We start from the raw sequence: 20,859 nt of genomic DNA, 5'->3' as shown, positions 1-20,859 counted from the left end.
TGGCACAGAGACGATCACAGGTAGGAAGAGAGATGAGTCCGACCCTGGCGCTGCAGACCGGCGAGGGCGCGGCACAGCGGGTGAAACATGCCGAGCCCGACGCGGGGGGGATCGTGCCGCTGTGGCGGGAAGTGCCCTCGCAACCGAGACCGGCGCAGGACTATTACCGGCTGGCGCTCCTCAAGGAGCCGGTGTGGATCTGGTCGGTGCCTGCTTACTTCTATGTGGGGGGCGTGGCCGGCGGGGGGGCGGTTCTGGCGGCTGCCCTGCACGGGAAGACGCGTCTGCGGCGGCTGGCAGCCTGGTGTCGTCTGCTCGCGTTTCTCGGTACGACGGTTGGGCCGGCCCTCCTTACCTACGACCTGGGCAAGATGAGCCGTTTCCTGAACATGCTGCGGGTGCTGCGTCCCAGTTCCCCCATGAGCCTCGGGTCCTGGTCCCTGGCGGGGACCGGTATGCTGGCGACCCTTTCCCTGTTGCAGGGGGATCGTTCCGGCGCGGTGACCCGCTACGGCACGGCACTCGGCGGGCTCATGGTGGCTGGCTACACGGGCGTGCTGCTCGGTAATACGGCGAACCCGCTCTGGCGGGAGCGGCGCCTTTTGCTGCCGTTATTGTTCACCTCGTCGGCCGCGGCAAGCACGGCGGGGGTGTTGCAGTTGATGCCGCTGGACAAGCGCGAGGAAAAGGTGGTGCAGCGTTTCGGCATGGTCGGCAAGGCGGGGGAAGCCGCCTGCATGGTTGCCATGCAGAGAAGCGAGGGGACGGTGCCCGAAGTGGCCGCGGCCGCCAGGGGAGGGAAGGGTGGCGTGTTGTGGACGGCGGCGAAGGCCGCTCTCGTCACGGGCATCCTGGTCGAGTTGTTGCCGGTGCGCTCTCCGGTTAAAAGGAAGGTGAGCGGGGCCCTGACCACCATAGGGGCCAACTGTCTGCGCTTTGCACTACTGGAATCGGGAAAAAGTGCGGCACGCGAGCCGCAGGCGACGTTCAACCTGCAGCGGACGAGGATGAAGGGGTAGTCCCCCCCCTTTTTACAAACAAGGGGGGAACTTACCGGCAACGTTCAGTGTGAGGGTAAGGTGATCTACAGCGTGGTGAGGTGATCTACAGGGTTTGCTTGGCGGCGGAGAGCTTGATCTCCAGCACGGCACGGGCCCAGGGGAATTCACCCTTGGTCGAGTCGAAGGTGGGACCGGAATCGACCATCGTGCCCGTCCCCTCCAGGAAGAACCCGGTGCCGGGACCGTGACTTCCTTCCACTTCCCGCGCACCCAGCGTCATCAGGACCCTCGGGTTTTGCGCCAGGTTGTTCTCGGTGACATGCATGTAGCCGACCGGCACCAGCAGTTTCCCCTCCGGGCTGATCCTCAGGTAGCTGTTCCAGGTGTTCACCATGTGCGGGCCTTCAATGCCCTGCGTCACTATGGCCACCACGCCCTCATGCGCCATCACTTCTTTCATCTTCTCCGGAATCGCAATCATCATGTCGTAACCTCCTTGGCAGTTGTCGCTGGTTTGGTGGCGTATTTGTGTATGTACTTACTGCTTTACTTGTGTAGTTGTTTATTTTGCTTCGGCTATGAGTACTGCCCCCTGGCCTTTCTCAGGGACCCGCATCCACTGTGCCGCAACCAGCGACACCACACCAAGCACGGTGCCGGCTATGAAAGGTATCCGGTAATCCATCATCCAGAAGTATCCACCCAGAGCCGGCAGGAAAACGGCCGCGATGTGATTGATGGTGAACCCTACTGACATGGACGAGGCGATGTCGGCCGGATCAGCCACCTTCTGGAAGTAGGTCCTGATAGCAACCTCGAAATTGTAGAGGATGTTGTCCAGTATGTACATCAGCATGACCAGATTTTTCGAAGTGGTGAAGGCGTAGACCAGGAAGATGACGATGACGCCGGAGTACTCGATGGACGATATGGTCCGCTCGCCGAAGTGGTTGATGGCCTTGCCGATCAGCGAGTTGAGGATGTAGGCGACCACGTTGTTCACGATGAAGAGGATGGTCATCTCCCGCACCGTGAAATGGAACACCTGGACCAGGAGCAGGATCGAAAAGACCACGAAGATCTGGCGCCTCGCGCCGGAGAGGAGCGTCAGCAGGTAAAAGAGCGAATACCTGCGGCGCAGGATCATCTTCTTGCGCTGCGGCACGATGCCGGCGTGGGTCGGGTTCTGGAACAATCCCCAGATCCCTGCGGCCAGCACGAGACCGCCGATGGTCAGGTACATCTCACGGTACTGTGCGATGCCGCTCAGGCAGTACACGATGATGCCGGCGACGACGCTGGACACCGCCGCGAGCGCCCGCAGACGACCGAAAATAAGTGGTGACACGGCCGTCGAGAAATATTGCAGTGTCAGCGACTGGTTCGTGCTCTCGTAGTAGTGGAAGCCGAAACTCATGACCACCGTCGTGAAGATGACCCAGCCGTAGGAGGGGATCAACGCGGTGATTCCGGTGCCGAGGCCGAGAAGGACGATGGAAAGCGCGGCCAGCTTGTGCTCCCGCACCAGCAGCAGTACGAACACGACCAGCAGCGACAACAGCCCGGGGATCTCGCGCACCGACTGCGTCACGCCTACCTGGCTGCCGTTCAGGTGCACCATTTCGGCGGCGAAGTTGTTGAAGAGGATGGTATAGCCCTGCAGGCCGATGGTCGAGGCGGCGGTCAGCACCACCAGGAAGCGCAGCATGGGACGCTGCTCCGAGCTTAAAAGCCCTGCGTCGAATTTTCCCAGCACACCTTTCATTGAAATCTCCAGTTCGTCGAGGCTAAGCCCGCGCCGACTGCCACGGCGCAGAGCGCTACTTTTAGCACCGTTGGCGCCCGAATGTATATACCGCTCTCTCTAATGATCAGGCGGCGGCTTGACATTAATGGGACGGCAGCTACTTTTTATGATGTTTTTCAGCTCAGGTCCTGCGTCAGACTGAATCTGGCGGGGTGCGGGGCTGTATCAACCCCAAGGAGGAAGTCATGCAAAAGTATCGCTGCACGGTTTGCGGTTACATCTACGATCCGGAGGTGGGGGACATCGACAGCGGTGTGGCACCGGGGACTGCCTTTGAGGATATCCCGGAGGATTGGGTCTGCCCCGTGTGCGGTGTCGACAAGAGCATGTTCGAACCGGCATAAGCTTCTTCTGGGGAGATCATCTCATGAAGTGCGTCATCATCGGCGGCATAGCCGCCGGACTTTCCGCCGCCAGCCAGATCAAGCGGCAATCCCCCGAGGCCGAGGTGATCGTCCTCGAAAAGAGCGGCGATGTCTCCTACGCGGCCTGCGGGATGCCGTACAACCTCTTCTTCAAGGAGAAGCCGGTCGAGAAGCTGTACGCGATCCCGCTGGATACCATCCGCTCCGAGCGCGGGGTGGATTACCGGCTCTACCAGGAAGTGACCCGGATCGACGCTGACGGTAAGCGGGTCGATGTCACCGACCTGAAGAGCGGCAAAATCTACAGTGAACCTTACGACTTCCTGGTCTATGCCACCGGAAACACTGCGATTCGCCTCGACTATCCGGGGTTCGACGGCAGCGATGTGTTCTACTTCCGCACCCTCGAGGACACGCGGCGCGCCAAGGAGTTCCTCTACCGCAATCCCCCCGCCAAGGTGCTCCTGATCGGAGCCGGCTACACCAACCTGGAAGTCGCCGACGTACTCACCAACATGAAACTCACCCCGGTGATCATCGAGAAGGCGCCGGTCATCCTCCCTGCCTTCTGCGAGGAGGTGCGCAACAAGGTGATGGAAAAGGCCCGCGCGAAGGGGATCGAGCTTCTCACCGGCGTGGATGTCGAGGAGAAGGTGGGGCGCCAGGTGAAGACATCGGCGGGGACCTTCGAGGCCGACATGGTGGTGGTCGCCGCGGGCGCCAGGCCCAACACGGCGCTCTTTGCCGCGGCAGGTGGCGAGCTCGGCGTTGCCGGGGCCGTCAAGGTGGACCGCTACCTGCGCACCAACCTGGACGGCGTCTTCTCCGGCGGTGACTGCGCTGAGCACTACGTCCGGCAGTTGGGGCTCAACTCCTACTTCCCGCTGGGACCGACAGCCAACAAGCAGGGTCGGGTCATCGGAAATAACATCTGCAATCCCGGCAGGATGATGCAATTCTGGGGCATCGACCAGACCGCAGTCTTCAAGTTTTTCGACTATACCATCGCCACCACGGGCTTGAGCGAGCGGCAGTTGCAAACGCTCAACAAGGATGTGGTGAAGGTGGTGGTCGACGGGCCGACCCGGGGCGAGTTTCCCGGCGGCGGCACCATCCGCATCGTGCTCCTGTGCGAGAAGGGGAGCGGCCTGCTGCTCGGGTGCCAGATGGTGGGGGAAGACGTGGTGGCCAAGCGCCTCGACGTCCTGGCGACCGCCATCTACAAGAACATGACCGTATTCGAGATCGCGGAGCTCGACCTGAGCTATTCACCGCCTTACGCGCCGGTTTGGGACCCGATCCTCGTCGCGGCCAACGTAGCGGTAAAAAAAGTCTGAGGAGACCAGCATGAGCGTTACCACCAACAGCTATAACACCCTCTCCACGCTCACCGTGGACGGCAAGACCTACCGCTATCACTCGTTGAAGGCCTTCGCGGCCAATTCCGGCATCGATATTTCCCGGCTTCCCTATTCGATGAAGATCCTGCTGGAGAACCTGCTGCGCCGCGAAGACGGTGTGGTGGTCAAAAAGGAGGATATCGAGGCGGTGGCGCGATGGGACGCGCAGGCCGAGCCGGACAAGGAAATGCAGTTCATGCCGGCCCGCATCCTGCTGCAGGACTTTACCGGCGTTCCCGCCGTGGCCGACCTGGCCGCCATGCGCTCCGCACTGAGCCGCCTCGGGGGACGCCCATCGGACATCAACCCGATGCAGCGCGCCGATCTGGTCATCGACCACTCGGTGCAGGTGGACCAGTACGGCAGCCAGCTCGCGCTCAAGGCCAACTCGGTGCTTGAGTTCGAACGCAACCACGAGCGCTACCAGTTCCTGCGCTGGGGACAGTCCGCCTTCAGGAACTTCAGCGTAGTGCCGCCGGCGACCGGCATCTGCCACCAAGTCAACCTGGAATACCTGGCGCAGGTCGCCCTGGTCAACACGGTGGACGGCGATGAGTGGGTGCTGCCGGATACCCTTGTGGGGACGGACTCGCACACCACCATGATCAACGGCCTGGGCGTGGTAGGGTGGGGCGTAGGTGGGATCGAGGCGGAAGCCGCCATGCTGGGGCAGCCCTGCTCCATGCTTATCCCGCAGGTGGTCGGCTTCCGGCTGACCGGCGCACTGAGCCCCGGCGCCACCGCGACCGACCTGGTGCTGACCATCACCCAGATGCTCAGGAAGAAGGGGGTGGTGGGCAAATTCGTCGAGTTCTACGGCCCCGGCGCCGCTTCGCTCAACATCGCCGACCGGGCCACCATCGGCAACATGGCCCCGGAGTACGGCGCCACCATCGGCGTCTTCCCCGTCGACGAGCAGACCACCGCCTACCTCGGGCTGACCGGCCGGGGGGCGGGTGTGCCGCTGGTGGATGCGTACTTCAAGGAGCAGGAACTGTGGCGCTCCTCGGACCGTCCCGAACCGATCTTCAGCGACACCCTGGAGCTGGACCTGGCCGACGTGGAACCTTCGCTGGCCGGTCCCAGCCGTCCCATGGACCGCGTGCGTTTGAAGGAGGTGCGCGGTTCGTTCCGCAGGCAGCTCGTCACCTTGAGACAGCAGGATGCCGCGCACGTGGACAAGGAGACCCTTAACCGCTGGCTCGGCGAAGGAGGATCGCCGGTAACCGTCGCGCCGGAACTGATGGCGGAGCACCCGGACAAGGCCCTGGGGTCCCTGGGGCAGTGCGTCCCGGTGCGCCAGCCCGACGGCACCAGCTACAACCTCTGCCACGGCTCCATCGTGATCGCGGCCATCACCAGCTGCACCAACACCTCGAACCCCTCGGTGATGATCGGTGCGGGCGTCCTCGCCCGGAACGCGGTGCGGCGCGGCCTGCAGGTGCGCCCCTGGGTGAAGACGAGCCTCGCCCCCGGTTCAAAGGTGGTCACCGACTACCTGGCCGCCGCCGGATTGACCCCGTACCTGGATGCGCTCCGTTTCCACCTGGTCGGCTACGGCTGCACCACCTGCATCGGCAACAGCGGTCCGCTGGCGGACCATATCTCCCGAGCCGTCGTCGAAGGTGATCTCGCCGTCGCTGCCGTCCTCTCCGGCAACCGTAACTTCGAGGGGCGCATCAACAGTCACGTCCGCGCCAACTACCTCGCCTCCCCGCCGCTCGTGGTCGCGTATGCGCTGGCGGGTAACATCAACATCGATCTCACCCGCGATCCCCTGGGCACCGATCCCAACGGCGAGCCGGTCTACCTGAAGGACATCTGGCCGGACGACAAGGAGGTGGCGGAACTGGTGCAAAGCTGCGTCCATGCCGAGTCGTTTGCCACCAACTATGCCGACGTCTTCCACGGCGACGACGAGTGGCGCGGCCTTACCGTACCGAGCGGTGAGCTGTACCAGTGGCAGCAAGACTCGACCTACATCAAGGAGCCCCCATTCTTCCTCGAACTGCCGCCCCAGCCGGACCCGATCCCGGATATCACCGGTGCCCGCTGCCTGGCCCTGTTGGGGGATTCCATCACCACGGACCACATCTCGCCCGCCGGTTCGATCGGCAAGACGACTCCGGCCGGACGCTACCTGATGTCGCTGGGCATCGAACCCAAGGACTTCAACTCCTACGGCGCACGGCGCGGCAACCACGAGGTGATGGTGCGCGGCACCTTCGCCAACACCCGCATCAGGAACGCCCTCGTGCCCGGTGTCGAGGGGGGCGTCACCATGTACTTCGCCAAGGGGGACGGCAGCGGCAAGCAGATGTCCATCTTCGAAGCATCCGAACACTACCAGGCCGAGGGGACGCCGCTGGTCGTCATCGCGGGCAAGGAGTACGGGACCGGGTCGTCGCGCGACTGGGCGGCCAAGGGGACCAAGCTTCTCGGCATCCGCGCCGTCATCGCCGAGAGCTTCGAGCGCATCCACCGCTCAAACCTGGTCGGGATGGGGATTCTGCCGCTGCAGTTCCTGCCCGGTGAGAACTACAAGGGGATCGGCCTGGACGGTACCGAGAGCTTCGATCTCACCGGCTTGGACGCCCTGACGCCGGGGCAGAAGCTCGAGGTGAAATACGCCCGGGTCGACGGTTCGACCGGCACCTTCACCGTCCAGGTCCGCATCGACACCTCCAACGAGCTCGATTATTACCACCACGGCGGGATCCTCCCGTTCGTGCTGAGGCAGTTTCTCAAGAATTAAAAGCAGTCAGCGGCAACCGTTCCAACCTGTAGGGGCGAATAATCATTCGCCCCTTTTTTTTGCCCCCACCAGCGGCAAGAGTCGCGCCTCGGTTTCCGTCATGCTGCTTACGGCGTCATCGAACGGCAAAGGCGGGCGACCTACATACGACGCGGCGCCGACGATGGCTCTTGTCCTCCCTGCATAATGCTCTTGACCTTTGATACCCCCTAGGGGTATTGTTGCTTTAGTCAATATACCCCCATGGGGTATCAAAGGTCCGGAGGGAGCCATGAGCGACTCGCCAACAAACAAGCTGAATACCCGTGTCAAAAGGATCGCCGGGCAGGTGGCCGGCATCGAGCGGATGCTGGAGGAGAAACGTTACTGCGTCGACATCCTGAACCAGATCTCTGCGGTTCGGTCGGCGCTGGACGCGCTGGGAGTGGAACTGCTGACCCGGCACCTCGAGAACTGCGTGCTGGGGCAGGGGGATAAGCAGCACGACCAGGCCAAGCCGATGAGCCAGCAGCAACTGCTGGACGAGGTCAAGACGGCGCTGTCGCGCTTTCTGAAGTAGCTGTCGAGGGAGGAAACTATGTCTGGAAAAGTTGTGTCACGCGATCCTGTCTGCGGCATGGAGGTCCCTGCACCGGCTCCTCTTTCCGCCGCACATGACGGAACCACCTACAATTTCTGCTCCGCGAGCTGCCTGGAGAAGTTCATGGCCTCGCCGGCTACCTATCTCGCCAACGACGAGGGAGCTGCCGTCGCGGCTACAAAACCGGTGCCGGAACAGTCGCATCAGGCTGGGCATGCTGGGCAGGCCGAGCAGTGCGAGTTCCCGCTTTTGGGCATGAACTGCGCCGGGTGCGCCGGGCGGATCGAGAAGACCCTGAATGCGACGCCGGGCGTGGTGACTGCGGCGGTGAACTTCGCCACCACCCGCGCCACCATCAAGTACGATCCGAAGGGGACCAGCCCTGACGACCTGAAGCAGGTGGTGCGCGACATGGGCTATGACGTCCTGGAGGCGGGGGACGGGGCGGAAGCGGACGAAGCCGGCATGCTGGAAGCGCAGACGCAGGTGCACGAGGCACAGTACCGGAAGAACAGGGCCAAGTTCTTCCTGGCCCTGGCCCTGACTCTGCCGGTCGCCGTGCTGGCCATGGGCGGACACGTGGTGCCTGCCCTGGAGGAGGCCTTCAACTTTCCCGGCCGCGCCTGGGTCGAGCTCGCCCTCACCACGCCGGTGCTGTTCTGGGCCGGGCGCGAGTTCTTTACCGGCGCCTGGACCGCCGCGAAGCACCGCGTCGCCGACATGAACACGCTCGTCGCCCTCGGCACACTGTCGGCCTACGTCTTCAGCCTGGTCGCCACCATCGCCCCCGAGTGGCTGATGGCGGGCGCAGCCGCGGGTCACGGCCATACCATGGGCGCGCCGGTCGGCGTCTACTACGAGGTGGCCGCCATCATCGTTACCTTGATCCTGATGGGGCGCCTGCTGGAAGCGCGGGCCCGCAGCAAGACCAGCGGCGCCATCCACGCCCTGATCGGTCTGCAGCCCAAGCTGGCCCGCGTGGTGCGTGACGACAAGGAGACAGACATCCCCATCGCCGAGGTGCAACTGGGCGAGGTCATCGTGGTGCGTCCCGGCGAGAAGGTTCCCGTGGACGGCGAGGTGATCGAAGGGGCGTCGTCGGTCGACGAGAGCATGCTGACCGGCGAGCCGCTGCCGGTGCACAAGAAAAACGGCGATACCGTGATCGGCGCCACGCTGAACAAGACCGGCTCCTTCCGCATGCGCGCCACCAGGGTCGGCAAGGACACGGTGCTGCAGCAGATCGTGCGCCTGGTGCAGCAGGCCCAGGGGAGCAAGGCTCCTATCCAGCGCCTGGCCGACCTGATCGCCAGCTACTTCGTCCCGGTGGTCATCAGCGTGGCCATCGCAACCTTCGTGGTCTGGTTCGATGTCTCGCCGCCCGACACGCGCCTGAACATGGCGGTGCTCACCTTCGTCTCGGTGCTGATCATCGCCTGCCCCTGCGCCCTCGGCCTGGCCACGCCGACCGCCATCATGGTCGGCACCGGGCGCGGCGCCCAGAGCGGCATCCTCATCAAGGGGGGTGAGGCGCTGGAAACGGCACACAAGCTGACTACCATCGTGCTGGACAAGACCGGCACCATCACCCGCGGCGTACCCGCGGTCACCGATATCGAGAGCGATAAGTTCGATCCTCAGACCCTGCTGCGCATGGCCGCTTCGGCCGAGGCGGGCAGCGAGCATCCGCTGGGGGAGGCTATCGTGCGCTCGGCGGAGGAGCAGGGGCTGGACAGGCTTCCGGTGACCGGCTTCAACGCCATCCCCGGCCATGGCATCGAGGCGGAGGTCGACGGCAAAAAGATCCTGATCGGTACGGAACTGCTGCTCAGTAACCATGGCGTTGCCGCCGACACGTCCAAGGCCCACCATCTCGCTGACCAAGGGAAAACCCCGGTGCTGGTCGCCCTGGACGGCGCCTTTGCCGGCGTCATAGCCGTCGCCGACCCGGTCAAGGAGGGCTCCGCCGGGGCCGTCAAGCGGCTGCACGAACTGGGGCTCGAGGTGATCATGTTGACCGGCGACAACCGGCGCACGGCGGATGCCATCGCCCGGCAGGTCGGCGTCGACCGCGTGGTCGCCGAGGTGCTGCCGGACGGGAAGGGGGAGGAGGTCAGGAAACTGCAGGCACAGGGCAAGGTGGTCGCCATGGTAGGGGACGGCATCAACGACGCTCCGGCGCTCGCCCAGGCCGACGTCGGCATCGCCATGGGGAGCGGCACCGACGTGGCCATCGAGGCCGCTGACATCACGCTGGTGCGCGGCGACCTGAACGGCGTCATCTCCAGCATCGCGCTCTCCCGTGCCACCATCGCCAACATCAAGCAGAACCTGTTCTTCGCCTTCTTCTACAACACACTCGGTATCCCGATTGCTGCAGGCATCCTGTACCCGTTCACCGGCTGGCTGTTGAGCCCGATCATCGCGTCGCTGACGATGGCGCTTTCGTCGGTGAGCGTGGTTACCAACGCCCTGCGGCTGCGCGGGTTTACCGTGGAGAGGGGATAATCATGGACACTTCCCAAATACTGGTCACCGTCGGCGGAGTCGCCCTGATAGCGGGCAACCTCTGGTTCTTTTTCGGCAAAAAGGCTACCATCAAGCCTGCCGCCAAGGGCGCTCTCTATGCCTGCCCGATGCACCCCTGGATCACCAGCGACGATCCGACCGCCGATTGCTCGATCTGCGGCATGAAGCTGGTCAGAAGCGACGAGGTAGGCAACTAGCCGCGTCGCGGCCGTGTGTGGAATATTCTGCGGGGAACGTGGAATATTCCCCCGCGGACGTTACCGTGTCGTGCCGCCGGCACCGGGCTCCAACGGGATTACAGGGGCTTACCCCTTCGCTCGACCTTTGGCATGACACTTGATTAAAAGGTAGCCGGTAGTCGTTGCATAAGCTGCCGCGGGGCTCCTCCTCCTCGGTCCCGCGGCAGCGCCCTTGCCCGGTCATGGACCTCCCTAGCGAGGGGAGGGGCGGCTCGTCAGGGAAATGGATACGAACATGGGCGAATAATCATTCGCCCCCCCCAATAGCACCGATCGACACCGCAGCACGGAGACACGATGAAACTGCACACCATCTCGATCAACAACCTGAAGCGTCGCAAGGCCAAGATGGCCTTTCTGACCATCGGCCTCATGGTAGGCATCGCCACCATCGTCACCCTGGTCACCCTGACCCGCTCCATGTCCACCGACATCGAAAGGAAGATGGACGAGTTCGGCGCCAACATCCTGATCACGCCGCAGAGTAACGGCCTGTCAATGAACTACGGCGGCATCAACCTGGGCGGCGTCACCTTCGATCAGCGCGAAATCAAAGAGGAAGACCTGGACAAGGTCCGCAAGATCAAGAACAACAAGAACATCTCCTCCATCTCACCCAAGGTGCTGGGCGGGGTGAAAGTCGGCAGCCACGACGTGCTGCTGGTCGGCGTCGATTTCGCCGCCGAGCTCAAGATGAAACAGTGGTGGCAGATCTTCGGCAGCGAGCCCAAGGCTGACAACGAGGTGCTGCTGGGCAGCGACGCGTCCAACACCCTCAACGTGACCTCCGGCGACAACATCGAGATCAAGGGTGAGCAGTTCAAGGTGGCCGGTGTCCTGAACCAGACCGGGTCGCAGGACGATGCCCTCGTCTTCATGGCGCTCCCCAAGGCGCAGAAGGTTCTCGGCAAGGAAGGGAAAATCACCATGGCCGAGGTGGCGGCGCTTTGCTCCGGTTGCCCCATCAGCGACATGGTGAACCAGATTGCCGAGTTGCTGCCTGACAGCAAGGTCTCCGCGATCCAGCAGGTCGTCGCGGGCCGCCTGAAGGCACTGGACCAGTTCAAGCGCTTCTCCTACGCCATGGCCAGCGTCGTCGTCTTCATCGGCTCCCTCATCGTCTTCGTGACCATGATGGGGAGCGTGAACGAGCGCACCACCGAGATCGGCGTCTTCCGCGCCATCGGCTTCAGAAAGAGCCACATCATGCGGATCATCCTCCTGGAGGCCGCGCTGGTGAGCCTTCTGGCCGGCGTCCTCGGCTACGCGGCCGGGATGGGTGGGGCCAAGCTGGCGCTCCCGTTCATGGCGGAAACCAAGAACGCCCACCTGGTCTGGGACACGACCGTCGCCTTCGGCTCGATAGCCCTGGCGCTGCTTTTAGGCATCCTGGCCAGTCTGTATCCCGCGCTGCACGCCAGCAAAATGGACCCGACCGAAGCCCTGCGGGCGCTTTAAAAGAGGACGATATGGCAATCATAGAAATGAAGAGCGTGAAGAAGCAGTACCAGACCGGCTCGGACCTGGTAGAGGCGCTGCGCGGCGTGGACATCACCATCGAGGCGGGCGAATTCATCACCATCATGGGGCAGTCCGGCTCTGGCAAGAGCACCCTGCTTTCGGTCCTGGGCGGGATGAACCACCCCACCAGCGGCGAGGTCGAGATGGCCGGGGTGAAGCTGTACCAGTTGAAGAGCGAGGAGTTGGCTGACTTCCGCGCCCAGAACCTCGGCTTCGTGTTCCAGTCCTTCCACCTGATCCAGTACCTGACCGCCCTTGAGAACGTGATGCTGCCGTTGGCCATCGTCAAGATGAGCACCGCCGACAAGCGGGAGGCCGCGCGCCAGGCGCTGGAGCGGGTCGGCCTCGGTGCCAAGACGGACCGGCTTCCCAACCAGCTGTCCGGCGGCGAGCAGGAACGTGTCGCCATCGCGCGCGCCATCGTCAACAACCCGCACATCCTGCTTGCGGACGAGCCAACGGGGAACCTCGATTCGAAGACCAGCGAGGAGGTCATGGCACTGTTCAGGCAACTGAATGAGGCAGGCCAGACCGTGGTGATGGTTACTCATAACCCTGAGAACGGTGCTTATTCGGATAGAACCATTCACTTGAGGGATGGCTTGATCAGCGCTTAGGGCGACCTAACATCCTCTATAATAGAAAAATCTGGGGAACACATACTTCTTCTATCGAAGTGTTCTTCAGATTTTTCTTTTTGTGCCGTTTTTCTCAAGTCTAAAGTAAAGTCTGCCGAACTGTGTATAATATTCCACTGTTAGTGCCGAATATCCTTCGCGTTTCTTCACCAGTGCGATGTGTGAGGTTCGATAAAACAGTGACTTACGGCTCGGCACGAATCGTGTAAAACGTTGTGAAAGCTATCGCCATGTTTTCTGGAGTCACCATGAAATACCGGCTTTTTCCGCTGTACCTGTTGTTGTCCATCCTGATGACCGCCCCTGCGGTTCTCGCAGAAGACGCAAAACCAGCCACCGAAAACCTCGATCAGCTCGTGCAGACCGCTCTTTCCAGCAACCCGGAGTTGAAGTCCTCCTCGGCGCGCTGGGAGATGTACAAGAGCCGCATCAAGCAGGCGGGCGCCCTCGAGGATCCCATGATCATGTTCAAGTTGCAGAACATGATCGTTACCGATCCGCTGAGCTTCAACAAGGACTCCATGACCCAGAAGGTGGTCGGCATCAGCCAGCAGATCCCCTTTGCCGGCAAGAGAAAGCTCAAAGAAGACATCGCCGCCGCGGAGGCCGAAAGCTACCGCTGGAGCGTCGAGGAGCGCAAGCTCGAACTGACGCGCATGGTGCGGGAAGCCTACTACCAGGTCTATTTCACCGACAAATCGCTGGACATCATCGAGAAGAACATCAAGATCCTGGACGACTTCATCACCCTGGCGCAGACCAAGTACTCGGTCGGGCAGGGTGCGCAGCAGGATATCTACAAGGCGCTCCTGGAACGCTCGAAGATGCTGGACATGAAGATCTCGCTGGAGCAGCAGCGCAGGAGCCTCGAGGTTAGTCTCAACTCGCTGCTGAACCGCCCCCAGAGCACCAAGGTCGGCGCCGTTCCCGATTTCAAGCCGGCCCCCTTCAGCTACACGCCGGAACAGTTGGTCGACATTGCCGAGGAGAACCGGCCGCAACTGAAGTCGGTGAAGGCACAGATCGAGAAGGGAAGGGTGGGGCACCTGCTGGCGCAGAAGGAGTCCTACCCGGACTTCAACGTCTCCTTCGAATACATGCAGCGTCAGAGGGCCATGGGGAGCGACGGTTCCGACATGTACTCGCTGGGCGTCACCTTCAACCTCCCCATCCAGAAGGAGCGCCGCGCCGCCATGAGGGCCGAGTCGAGCTCGGAAGTGAACATGGCGAGCGAAGAGCTGAACGGCACGCGGAACACAATCTCCTCTGGGATCAACGATCTCCTGGCTCAGATGGAGCGGCGCAGGAAGCTGATCGATCTCTACACCACCGGCATCATCCCCCAGGCGGAGCAGTCACTTGAGTCGGCGGTGATCGGCTACCGGGTCAATAAGGTCGACTTCCTTACCCTTTTGGACAACCGGGTCACCCTCTTCAATTACGAGCGCGAATACTACGACTCGATGGCGGATTACCAGATGAAGCTGGCCCAGCTCGAAGCGCTGGTCGGCAAGGATCTGCAGTAGCTATAGCTCCTCCCCCCGGAGGGGGGAGGTTGGGAGGGGGGAGCCCCCAAGGTAACGATCCCCCTCTCTGTCCCTCCCCCTCCGGGGGAGGGGACGCGACAGCACATTATGTTGTAAAAGCAGCATGTTTCTTCGCGTTGACCGCTGCAATTTATTTAATTTCTACCCCGCGAGGTATTTACTCATGAACAAAAGCGTGAAGGTCGCAATCCCCATCGTCCTGATCCTGGTAGCGGCGGCAGCCGGCGGAGGATACTACCTGTGGCAGCAAAAGCTCCAGGCCCCGGCCGGCAAGGAAAAGGCCGCCCAGGCGCAGGTGCTCTACACCTGCGCCATGCACCCCTTCATCATCAAGGATAAGCCCGGGGTCTGCCCGATCTGCGGCATGCAGCTGATCAAGAAGGTGGAGGGGACCCAGGCAAGCGCCGAGGAGCAGAAGATGCTCGGGCACGTCTCGCTGTCGCCGACCCAATCGGTCATGGCCAACGTGGCGACGGTGCCGGCCGAATACGCACCGCTGTCCAAGGAGATCAACGCGGTCGGTATCGTGCAGTACGACCAGTCCAGGCAGGCCAAGGTGACCGCCTGGGTGGCGGGTCGTATCGACAAGCTCAACGTGAGCACCGTAGGCGCTTTCGTTTCCAAGGGGAGGCCGGTGGCGGAGATCTATTCGCCCGACCTGGTCGCCGCCCAGCAGGAATACCTGCTGGCGCTGAGAAGCCGCGAGCAGTTCAAGAAATCGACCATCGACGCCATCTCGCAGGGGGGTGAGGGACTGGTTGCCTCGGCACGCCAGAGGCTCAAACTCCTGGGGGTGAAGGACGAGCAGATCGCGGGACTGGAGAAGGCGGGGCACCCGAACATCAAGCTCCCCATCTACACGCCGCTTTCGGGCGTGGTGATCGAAAAGGTGGTCCAGGAAGGGCAGTACGTCAACATGGGGGACCCGCTCTTCAACATCGCCGACCTCTCCACCGTCTGGGTCGATGTCGAGGTGTACGAGAACGAGTTCAGCTTCGTGAAGATGGGACAGCGGGTGGAGATCGTCTCCCAGTCGTACCCGGGCAAGACCTTCGCCGGGCGCGTCTCCTTCATCTACCCCTTCCTCGATCCCAAGACCCGCACCGTGAAGGTGAGGGTGGAACTGGCGAACCCCGGCCTCAAGCTGAAGCCGGACATGTTCGTCAACGCCTCCATCAAGGCGCCGCTGGGGAGCGCGCTGGTGGTGCCGACCACGGCGCTCATGGACACCGGCAAGCGCCAGGTGGTGTGGGTCGAGTCCCAGCCCGGCATGTTCGAGCCTCACGACGTGCAGGTGGGTGCGCGCGTCGGGGACAAGGTGCAGATCCTGTCCGGCCTGAAGCAGGGCGACAAGGTGGCGGCTTCGGGCGGTTACCTGATCGATTCCGAATCGCAGCTTGCCGGCGGCAGCGGCGGCGGTGGCCACGAGGGGCACGCCGGCGGTGCTACCGCTCCCGGCGCCGCGGCCCCTGCGGCTCCCGGTGCAGCAGGCGAGCACCAGGGCCACGGCGCTCCGGCTGCACCCGCCGCGCCGAAAAAGGGCGGCGGCATGGATATGGGCGACATGAAGATGTAGTTGTTGGAATTACTATGAGCACTGAGGTTTTACATGATTGAAAAGATCATCGAATATTCCGCCCGCAACCGGGTGATAGTGCTGATGCTGTTCGCCCTGCTGATCGCCTGGGGCGTCTGGGCCGTGTACAAGACGCCGGTGGACGCGATACCGGATCTCTCCGACAACCAGGTCATCGTCTTCACCGATTACCCGGGCCGTTCGCCGCAGGTGGTCGAGGACCAGGTAACGTATCCGCTCGCGGTGAACCTGCAAGGGCTGCCGCAGGTGCGCGCCGTGCGCGCTTCTTCCGCCTTCGGTTTCTCCATGATCTACGTGATCTTCGAGGACAAGGCCGACATCTACTGGGCTAGGACCCGCGTCCTCGAGCGGCTGAACTACGCCGCGAGCCTGTTGCCGCAGGGCGTCGTGCCGACCCTGGGCCCGGATGGCACCGGCGTCGGCCACGTGTTCTGGTACACCCTGGAAGGAAAGGGGTACGACCTGGAGCAACTGCGGACGCTGCAGGACTGGTTCGTGCGCTACCAGCTCAACACGGTCCCCGGCGTGGCCGAGGTCGCCTCCATCGGCGGCTTCGTGCGCGAGTACCAGGTCGACCTCGACCCCAACCGCCTCTTCGCCTACAACATCAAGGTCGGGCAGGTGGCCGATGCCATCAAGAAGTCCAACAACGACGTTGGGGGCAGGCTCCTGGAGCAGGCCGACGCCGAGTACCTGATCCGCGGGCGCGGCTACGTCAAATCCACCGCTGACCTTGAGAATATCGTGGTGGGCGCCGACATGCGCGGCACGCCCATCTACGTTAAGAACCTGGGCACCGTGCAGCTCGGCGGCGCCATCCGGCGCGGCATGCTGGACATGAACGGGCAGGGCGAGGCCGTGGGCGGCATCGTGGTCATGCGCTACGGCGAGAACGCGAAGGACGTCATCGACCGGGTCAAGGAGAAGATCGTCTCCCTGGAAAAGGGTCTCCCCCCGGGCGTCAAGATCATGGTTTCCTATGACCGCAGCGACCTGATCGAGCGCGCCATCCACACCCTGAAGCACTCGCTGATCGAGGAATCGGTGGTGGTGTCGCTGGTCATCCTCGTGTTCCTGCTGCACTTCCAGAGCGCCCTGGTCATCGTGCTGACGCTCCCCATCGCGGTGCTGATCTCCTTCATTACCATGAAGCTCATGGGGGTCACCTCGAACATCATGTCGCTGGGCGGGATCGCCATCGCCATCGGCGTACTGGTCGACGCCGGCGTCATCATGGTGGAGAACTGCTACCGCCACCTCTCCGAGATGCCGCCCGAGGAGCGGAAGGAAAAACGCCTGGACGTCATCATCACCTCCGCGAAGCAGGTGGGGCGCGCCATCTTCTTCTCGCTGGCCATCATCATCCTCTCCTTCGTGCCGGTGTTCCTGCTCGAAGGGCAGGAAGGGAAGATGTTCCACCCGCTCGCCTTCACCAAGACCTTCTCGATGATGGGGTCGGCCTTCATCGCCATCACGTTGGTGCCCGTTTTGATGTATTTCCTGATGCGCGGCAAGATGCCGCCGGAGAGCTCGAACCCGGTCTCCAGCTTCTTCATCAAGCTCTATTCGCCGGTGATTCGGTGGGTGCTGAAATGGAAGAAGACCACCATCGCGCTGAACGTGGTGGCGCTCGCCATCGCCATCCCGATGTTCATGAGCATAGGCAGCGAGTTCATGCCGCCCTTGGACGAGGGCTCGCTGCTGTACATGCCGGTTACGCTCCCCAATATCTCCATCAACGAGGCGAAGCGCCTGATCCAGGTGCAGGACACCGTGATCAAGAGCGTGCCGGAGGTGGAGCACGTACTCGGCAAGGTCGGGCGCGCCGAGACCTCGACCGACCCGGCGCCGGTCTCCATGTTCGAGAGCATCATCATCCTGAAGCCCAAGGAGAAGTGGCGCCCCGGTGTCACCAAGGCCGACATCGTCGCGGAGCTGGACGGCAAGCTGCAGCAGATCGGCGTCAGAAACGGCTGGACCCAGCCCATCATCAACCGCATCAACATGCTCTCCACCGGCGTGCGTACCGACTTGGGCGTCAAGATCTTCGGCTCCGACTTGAACGTGCTCAAGGACCTCGCGGTGCAGGCCGAAGGGATCCTGAAGACAGTGCCAGGCGCTGCGGACGTCGTCGCCGAGCGCGTCACCGGCGGCAACTACATCGACATCGACATCGACCGCGAAGCAGCGGCGCGTTACGGTGTGTCGGTGGGGGACATCCAGGAGGTGATTTCCACCGCGCTTGGCGGCGAGATGCTCTCCACCTCCGTTGAAGGGCGCAACCGTTTCCCGATCCGCCTGCGTTACATGCGCGAGATGCGCAGCGACATCCCGTCCATCCAGCGCATCCTCGTTTCGGGGATGGAGGGGGCGCAGGTGCCGCTCTCGCTGGTGACCAAGCTGAAGGTCTCCACCGGTGCGCCGGAGATCAACAGCGAAGGCGGTCTCTTGCGCTCCATCGTTTTCCTCAACGTCCGCGGGCGTGACATGGGTGGCTTCGTCAACGAGGCGAAAACGGTGCTGGAGAAGCAGATGAAGCTTCCGCCGGGTTACTACGTCGCCTGGTCCGGTCAGTGGGAGAACCAGGTGCGCGCCAAGGCGCGGCTGCAGATGCTCGTTCCCGCCGGCATCCTGATCATCTTCATCCTGCTCTATTTCACCTTCCACTCCGCGCTGGAGGCGAGCATGGTCATGTTGTCGGTCCCCTTCGCGCTGGTCGGCGGGGTGTACCTGGTGAAGCTTCTCGGCTACAACATGTCCGTAGCCGTCTGGGTCGGCTTCATCGCCCTCTACGGCATCGCGGTCGAGACCGGTGTGGTCATGGTCATCTACCTGCACGAGGCGCTGGACCGCAAACTGCTCAAGGGGGCGGTGACCGAGCAGGACATCTACGACGCCACCTTCGAAGGGGCGGTCCTCAGGCTGCGTCCCAAGCTGATGACCGTCGCGGTCGCCCTGCTTGGCCTGGTGCCCATCATGTGGTCTTCCGGTACCGGCGCCGACGTGATGAAACCGATCGCGGCACCGATGATCGGCGGGATGATCTCGTCCGCGGTGCACGTTCTGATCATGACCCCGGTCATCTTCGTGCTGATGAAGAAGCACGACCTGAAGAAAGGGAAGCTCAAGTACTCCGGCATGAAGCATTAGACGAATATGCTACTGCGGTAGTAGAATATTCTTCGTCGTTGCAGTGCCACACTGTGACGAGATGGCTCTGAATCGGCACTTTAGCTCTTGGCACACCGCGTGCTTAGTCAATAACAGTTATTTTTCACGCAAAAGGAGAATCACCATGAAAAAACTCGTCGTTCTTGCTGCCGCCGCACTCGCTCTCTCCGCTCCGATCGCTTCCTATGCCATGGATCACGGTTCCATGGACATGGGTCATGGCAACATGAAGATGGATCACGATATGGGCGGCGTCGCTCACGAAGAGGTTGTCAATGGCGTGAAGGCCACCTTCAAGGTCATGAGCATGAAAGAGCACATGGCTGCCATGAAGATGGAACTGCCCAAAGGCATGAAAGAGACTCACCATATCGCCGTCGAATTCAAGGATGCCAAGACCGGCAAGGCGCTCACCGAGGGTGAGGTGAAGGCGAAGGTCCAGGGCCCGGACAAGGCCGAGCAGACCAAGGACCTGATGGGCATGCAGGGGCACTTCGGCGCGGACTTCGACCTTTCCAAGAAGGGCAAGTACGGTGTCATGTGCAAGTTCAAGCTGAAAGACGGCCAGGTGCGCAGCTCCAAGTTCTGGTACACCGTGAAGTAGTACAGTCGGGGCGGCTCCGGAACCGGAGCCGCCCTTCGCTTCATCCTTTCCCTCCCGGTTGCTTCCGTCCTCTTCCGATGTCGCTGGCACTTCTTGTTGTCTTTAAGCGCAACTGATTGAGCTATAAGAAATTTCACCTGGCGTTTTTCTCTAAAATATCTTAGAGGATACTTACATGACTAAAACGAACCTCGCCCGTACTGTACGGGGCGTATTCCTGCTTCTTCTTCTCGCTGTATTCGCAGGGTGCACCTCCCGTCAGGAGACGCCTCCTGAAGCCAAGGGCAGGGTCAACGCCACCGGCGCTTTCGTGAAGTACTTCGGGCCCGTTCCGCCGGTAGACAAGGGCACCTGTTACGGGTTCGTCATCTACTTCCCGTCCGCCAAGGACCCCGGCAAGGTGCTGCCTTTCCCGTTCTTCAGTTTCGACGAGGCGAGCCTGAAAAAGGTGGCGCTGGGCAAGCTGATAACCGGTATGGGGGACCAGAAGACCTACCAGGGGGAGTTGGCCCAGCCGTTCCCGGTCGGCAGCCGCGTCCTCGATGTCTCCCAAGCCGCCGGCACGGTGACCGTCAACTTCAGCAAGGAAGTCAATTCGATGAAGCCCGACCCCCAAGTGCGGCAGGCGGTGGTCAATGCGGTGACGTTGACCCTGCGCCAGTTCACCGGCGTGACCGGGGTCGTCATCAAGGTCGAAGGTGCCGAGACGCCCCTGGAGCAACTGGTCGCCAAGGCCGATGAGAGTGCTGTGCTTCCTCTTGCCGCGCCCCGGCTTCTGGGTGTCGTCGGCATGAAGGAGAAGGGCTCCGCCAACGTCGAGGAAATCGACGCATTCTTCGACCGGCCGGTCGACATCAAGGAGCTCACCCTCTCCGGTGCCGATGGTAAGAAGATAGAGGGGGATATCTTCCAGTCCGTCTTCGACATGGCCGGCGTTCTGAAGACCAAGACTCCCCTGGCATTGCAACCGGGTGCGCCGGTCAAGGTGCACTGGAAGATCACCGACAAGCTTGGACGGAGCGCATCGGGTGACGGCGAGGTCGCGCTGGAGATAAAGGAACACTGACGGGAGTGATGCACGGTCAGGGACGGGGCCTGGGAAGCA

16 protein-coding genes are annotated in these 20,859 nt (G+C 62.3%); 14 read left to right on the top strand and 2 right to left on the bottom strand.

All coding sequences use genetic code 11. The features are described from left to right. Positions 1-32: 32 nt before the first annotated feature. The gene (gene nrfD / locus KP004_RS09810) at positions 33-1,019 is read left to right on the top strand and encodes an NrfD/PsrC family molybdoenzyme membrane anchor subunit (RefSeq protein WP_216802131.1); all 987 of its coding nucleotides are present in this window, start codon (positions 33-35) and stop codon (positions 1,017-1,019) included. A gap of 85 nt (positions 1,020-1,104) precedes the next feature. Here nrfD and KP004_RS09805 read toward each other — a convergent pair whose 3' ends face one another. After that, a complete protein-coding gene (locus KP004_RS09805; protein WP_239027019.1) occupies positions 1,105-1,485 on the bottom strand; it encodes a pyridoxamine 5'-phosphate oxidase family protein in 381 nt (126 codons plus the stop codon). Positions 1,486-1,563: 78 nt separating this feature from the next. Beyond that, positions 1,564-2,766 carry an MFS transporter gene (locus KP004_RS09800; protein WP_216802130.1) on the bottom strand — a complete coding sequence of 401 codons (1,203 nt, stop codon included), beginning with the start codon at positions 2,764-2,766 and terminating at the stop codon, positions 1,564-1,566. Positions 2,767-2,993: 227 nt separating this feature from the next. Between KP004_RS09800 and rd the strand changes: the two genes are divergently transcribed. The 13 genes from rd (at position 2,994) to KP004_RS09735 (ending at position 20,820) form a co-directional block, all read left to right on the top strand. Next, a complete protein-coding gene (rd, locus tag KP004_RS09795) occupies positions 2,994-3,152 on the top strand; it encodes a rubredoxin (RefSeq protein WP_135869943.1) in 159 nt (52 codons plus the stop codon). A gap of 23 nt (positions 3,153-3,175) precedes the next feature. Beyond that, on the top strand, positions 3,176-4,510 hold the full coding sequence (locus tag KP004_RS09790) for an FAD-dependent oxidoreductase (protein ID WP_216802129.1): 1,335 nt from the start codon (positions 3,176-3,178) through the stop codon (positions 4,508-4,510). Positions 4,511-4,520: 10 nt separating this feature from the next. Then, positions 4,521-7,328, top strand: a complete 2,808-nt coding sequence (gene acnA, locus KP004_RS09785; RefSeq protein WP_216802128.1) for an aconitate hydratase AcnA — start codon at positions 4,521-4,523, stop codon at positions 7,326-7,328. A gap of 271 nt (positions 7,329-7,599) precedes the next feature. Continuing rightward, positions 7,600-7,887 (top strand): metal-sensitive transcriptional regulator, encoded by a 288-nt coding sequence (locus tag KP004_RS09780; RefSeq protein ID WP_216802127.1) that lies wholly within the window; start codon positions 7,600-7,602, stop codon positions 7,885-7,887. Positions 7,888-7,905: 18 nt separating this feature from the next. Then, positions 7,906-10,416: a heavy metal translocating P-type ATPase gene (locus KP004_RS09775; RefSeq protein WP_216802126.1), complete on the top strand. Its 2,511-nt coding sequence runs from the start codon at positions 7,906-7,908 to the stop codon at positions 10,414-10,416. Between the two features lie 2 nt (positions 10,417-10,418). After that, positions 10,419-10,634 (top strand): heavy metal-binding domain-containing protein, encoded by a 216-nt coding sequence (locus KP004_RS09770; RefSeq protein WP_216802125.1) that lies wholly within the window; start codon positions 10,419-10,421, stop codon positions 10,632-10,634. Positions 10,635-10,973: 339 nt separating this feature from the next. Further along, the gene (locus KP004_RS09765; RefSeq protein ID WP_216802124.1) at positions 10,974-12,134 is read left to right on the top strand and encodes an ABC transporter permease; all 1,161 of its coding nucleotides are present in this window, start codon (positions 10,974-10,976) and stop codon (positions 12,132-12,134) included. Positions 12,135-12,145: 11 nt separating this feature from the next. Beyond that, positions 12,146-12,814, top strand: coding sequence for an ABC transporter ATP-binding protein (locus tag KP004_RS09760; protein WP_216802123.1), 669 nt, complete (start codon positions 12,146-12,148; stop codon positions 12,812-12,814). Between the two features lie 269 nt (positions 12,815-13,083). Beyond that, positions 13,084-14,361: a TolC family protein gene (locus KP004_RS09755; RefSeq protein ID WP_216802122.1), complete on the top strand. Its 1,278-nt coding sequence runs from the start codon at positions 13,084-13,086 to the stop codon at positions 14,359-14,361. Positions 14,362-14,545: 184 nt separating this feature from the next. Then, a complete protein-coding gene (locus KP004_RS09750) occupies positions 14,546-15,958 on the top strand; it encodes an efflux RND transporter periplasmic adaptor subunit (protein WP_216802121.1) in 1,413 nt (470 codons plus the stop codon). 33 nt (positions 15,959-15,991) lie between these two features. Next, positions 15,992-19,129 carry an efflux RND transporter permease subunit gene (locus tag KP004_RS09745; RefSeq protein WP_216802120.1) on the top strand — a complete coding sequence of 1,046 codons (3,138 nt, stop codon included), beginning with the start codon at positions 15,992-15,994 and terminating at the stop codon, positions 19,127-19,129. A 145-nt stretch (positions 19,130-19,274) separates the two neighbouring features. Beyond that, on the top strand, positions 19,275-19,754 hold the full coding sequence (locus KP004_RS09740; RefSeq protein WP_216802119.1) for a hypothetical protein: 480 nt from the start codon (positions 19,275-19,277) through the stop codon (positions 19,752-19,754). A 175-nt stretch (positions 19,755-19,929) separates the two neighbouring features. After that, the gene (locus KP004_RS09735; protein ID WP_216802118.1) at positions 19,930-20,820 is read left to right on the top strand and encodes a GerMN domain-containing protein; all 891 of its coding nucleotides are present in this window, start codon (positions 19,930-19,932) and stop codon (positions 20,818-20,820) included. Positions 20,821-20,859: the final 39 nt, after the last annotated feature.

The organism is Geomonas oryzisoli (assembly GCF_018986915.1).
Classification (GTDB): Bacteria; Desulfobacterota; Desulfuromonadia; order Geobacterales; family Geobacteraceae; genus Geomonas; species Geomonas oryzisoli.
Note: the sequence above shows the minus strand (reverse complement) of the source record. Positions and strands in the feature narration are given on the sequence as shown.

Coding starts and splice junctions, on each gene's coding strand:
- nrfD (WP_216802131.1), top strand. CDS start 33: ATGAGTCCGACCCTGGCGCTGCAGACCGGCGAGGGCGCGGCACAGCGG.
- KP004_RS09805 (WP_239027019.1), bottom strand. CDS start 1,485: ATGATGATTGCGATTCCGGAGAAGATGAAAGAAGTGATGGCGCATGAG.
- KP004_RS09800 (WP_216802130.1), bottom strand. CDS start 2,766: ATGAAAGGTGTGCTGGGAAAATTCGACGCAGGGCTTTTAAGCTCGGAG.
- rd (WP_135869943.1), top strand. CDS start 2,994: ATGCAAAAGTATCGCTGCACGGTTTGCGGTTACATCTACGATCCGGAG.
- KP004_RS09790 (WP_216802129.1), top strand. CDS start 3,176: ATGAAGTGCGTCATCATCGGCGGCATAGCCGCCGGACTTTCCGCCGCC.
- acnA (WP_216802128.1), top strand. CDS start 4,521: ATGAGCGTTACCACCAACAGCTATAACACCCTCTCCACGCTCACCGTG.
- KP004_RS09780 (WP_216802127.1), top strand. CDS start 7,600: ATGAGCGACTCGCCAACAAACAAGCTGAATACCCGTGTCAAAAGGATC.
- KP004_RS09775 (WP_216802126.1), top strand. CDS start 7,906: ATGTCTGGAAAAGTTGTGTCACGCGATCCTGTCTGCGGCATGGAGGTC.
- KP004_RS09770 (WP_216802125.1), top strand. CDS start 10,419: ATGGACACTTCCCAAATACTGGTCACCGTCGGCGGAGTCGCCCTGATA.
- KP004_RS09765 (WP_216802124.1), top strand. CDS start 10,974: ATGAAACTGCACACCATCTCGATCAACAACCTGAAGCGTCGCAAGGCC.
- KP004_RS09760 (WP_216802123.1), top strand. CDS start 12,146: ATGGCAATCATAGAAATGAAGAGCGTGAAGAAGCAGTACCAGACCGGC.
- KP004_RS09755 (WP_216802122.1), top strand. CDS start 13,084: ATGAAATACCGGCTTTTTCCGCTGTACCTGTTGTTGTCCATCCTGATG.
- KP004_RS09750 (WP_216802121.1), top strand. CDS start 14,546: ATGAACAAAAGCGTGAAGGTCGCAATCCCCATCGTCCTGATCCTGGTA.
- KP004_RS09745 (WP_216802120.1), top strand. CDS start 15,992: ATGATTGAAAAGATCATCGAATATTCCGCCCGCAACCGGGTGATAGTG.
- KP004_RS09740 (WP_216802119.1), top strand. CDS start 19,275: ATGAAAAAACTCGTCGTTCTTGCTGCCGCCGCACTCGCTCTCTCCGCT.
- KP004_RS09735 (WP_216802118.1), top strand. CDS start 19,930: ATGACTAAAACGAACCTCGCCCGTACTGTACGGGGCGTATTCCTGCTT.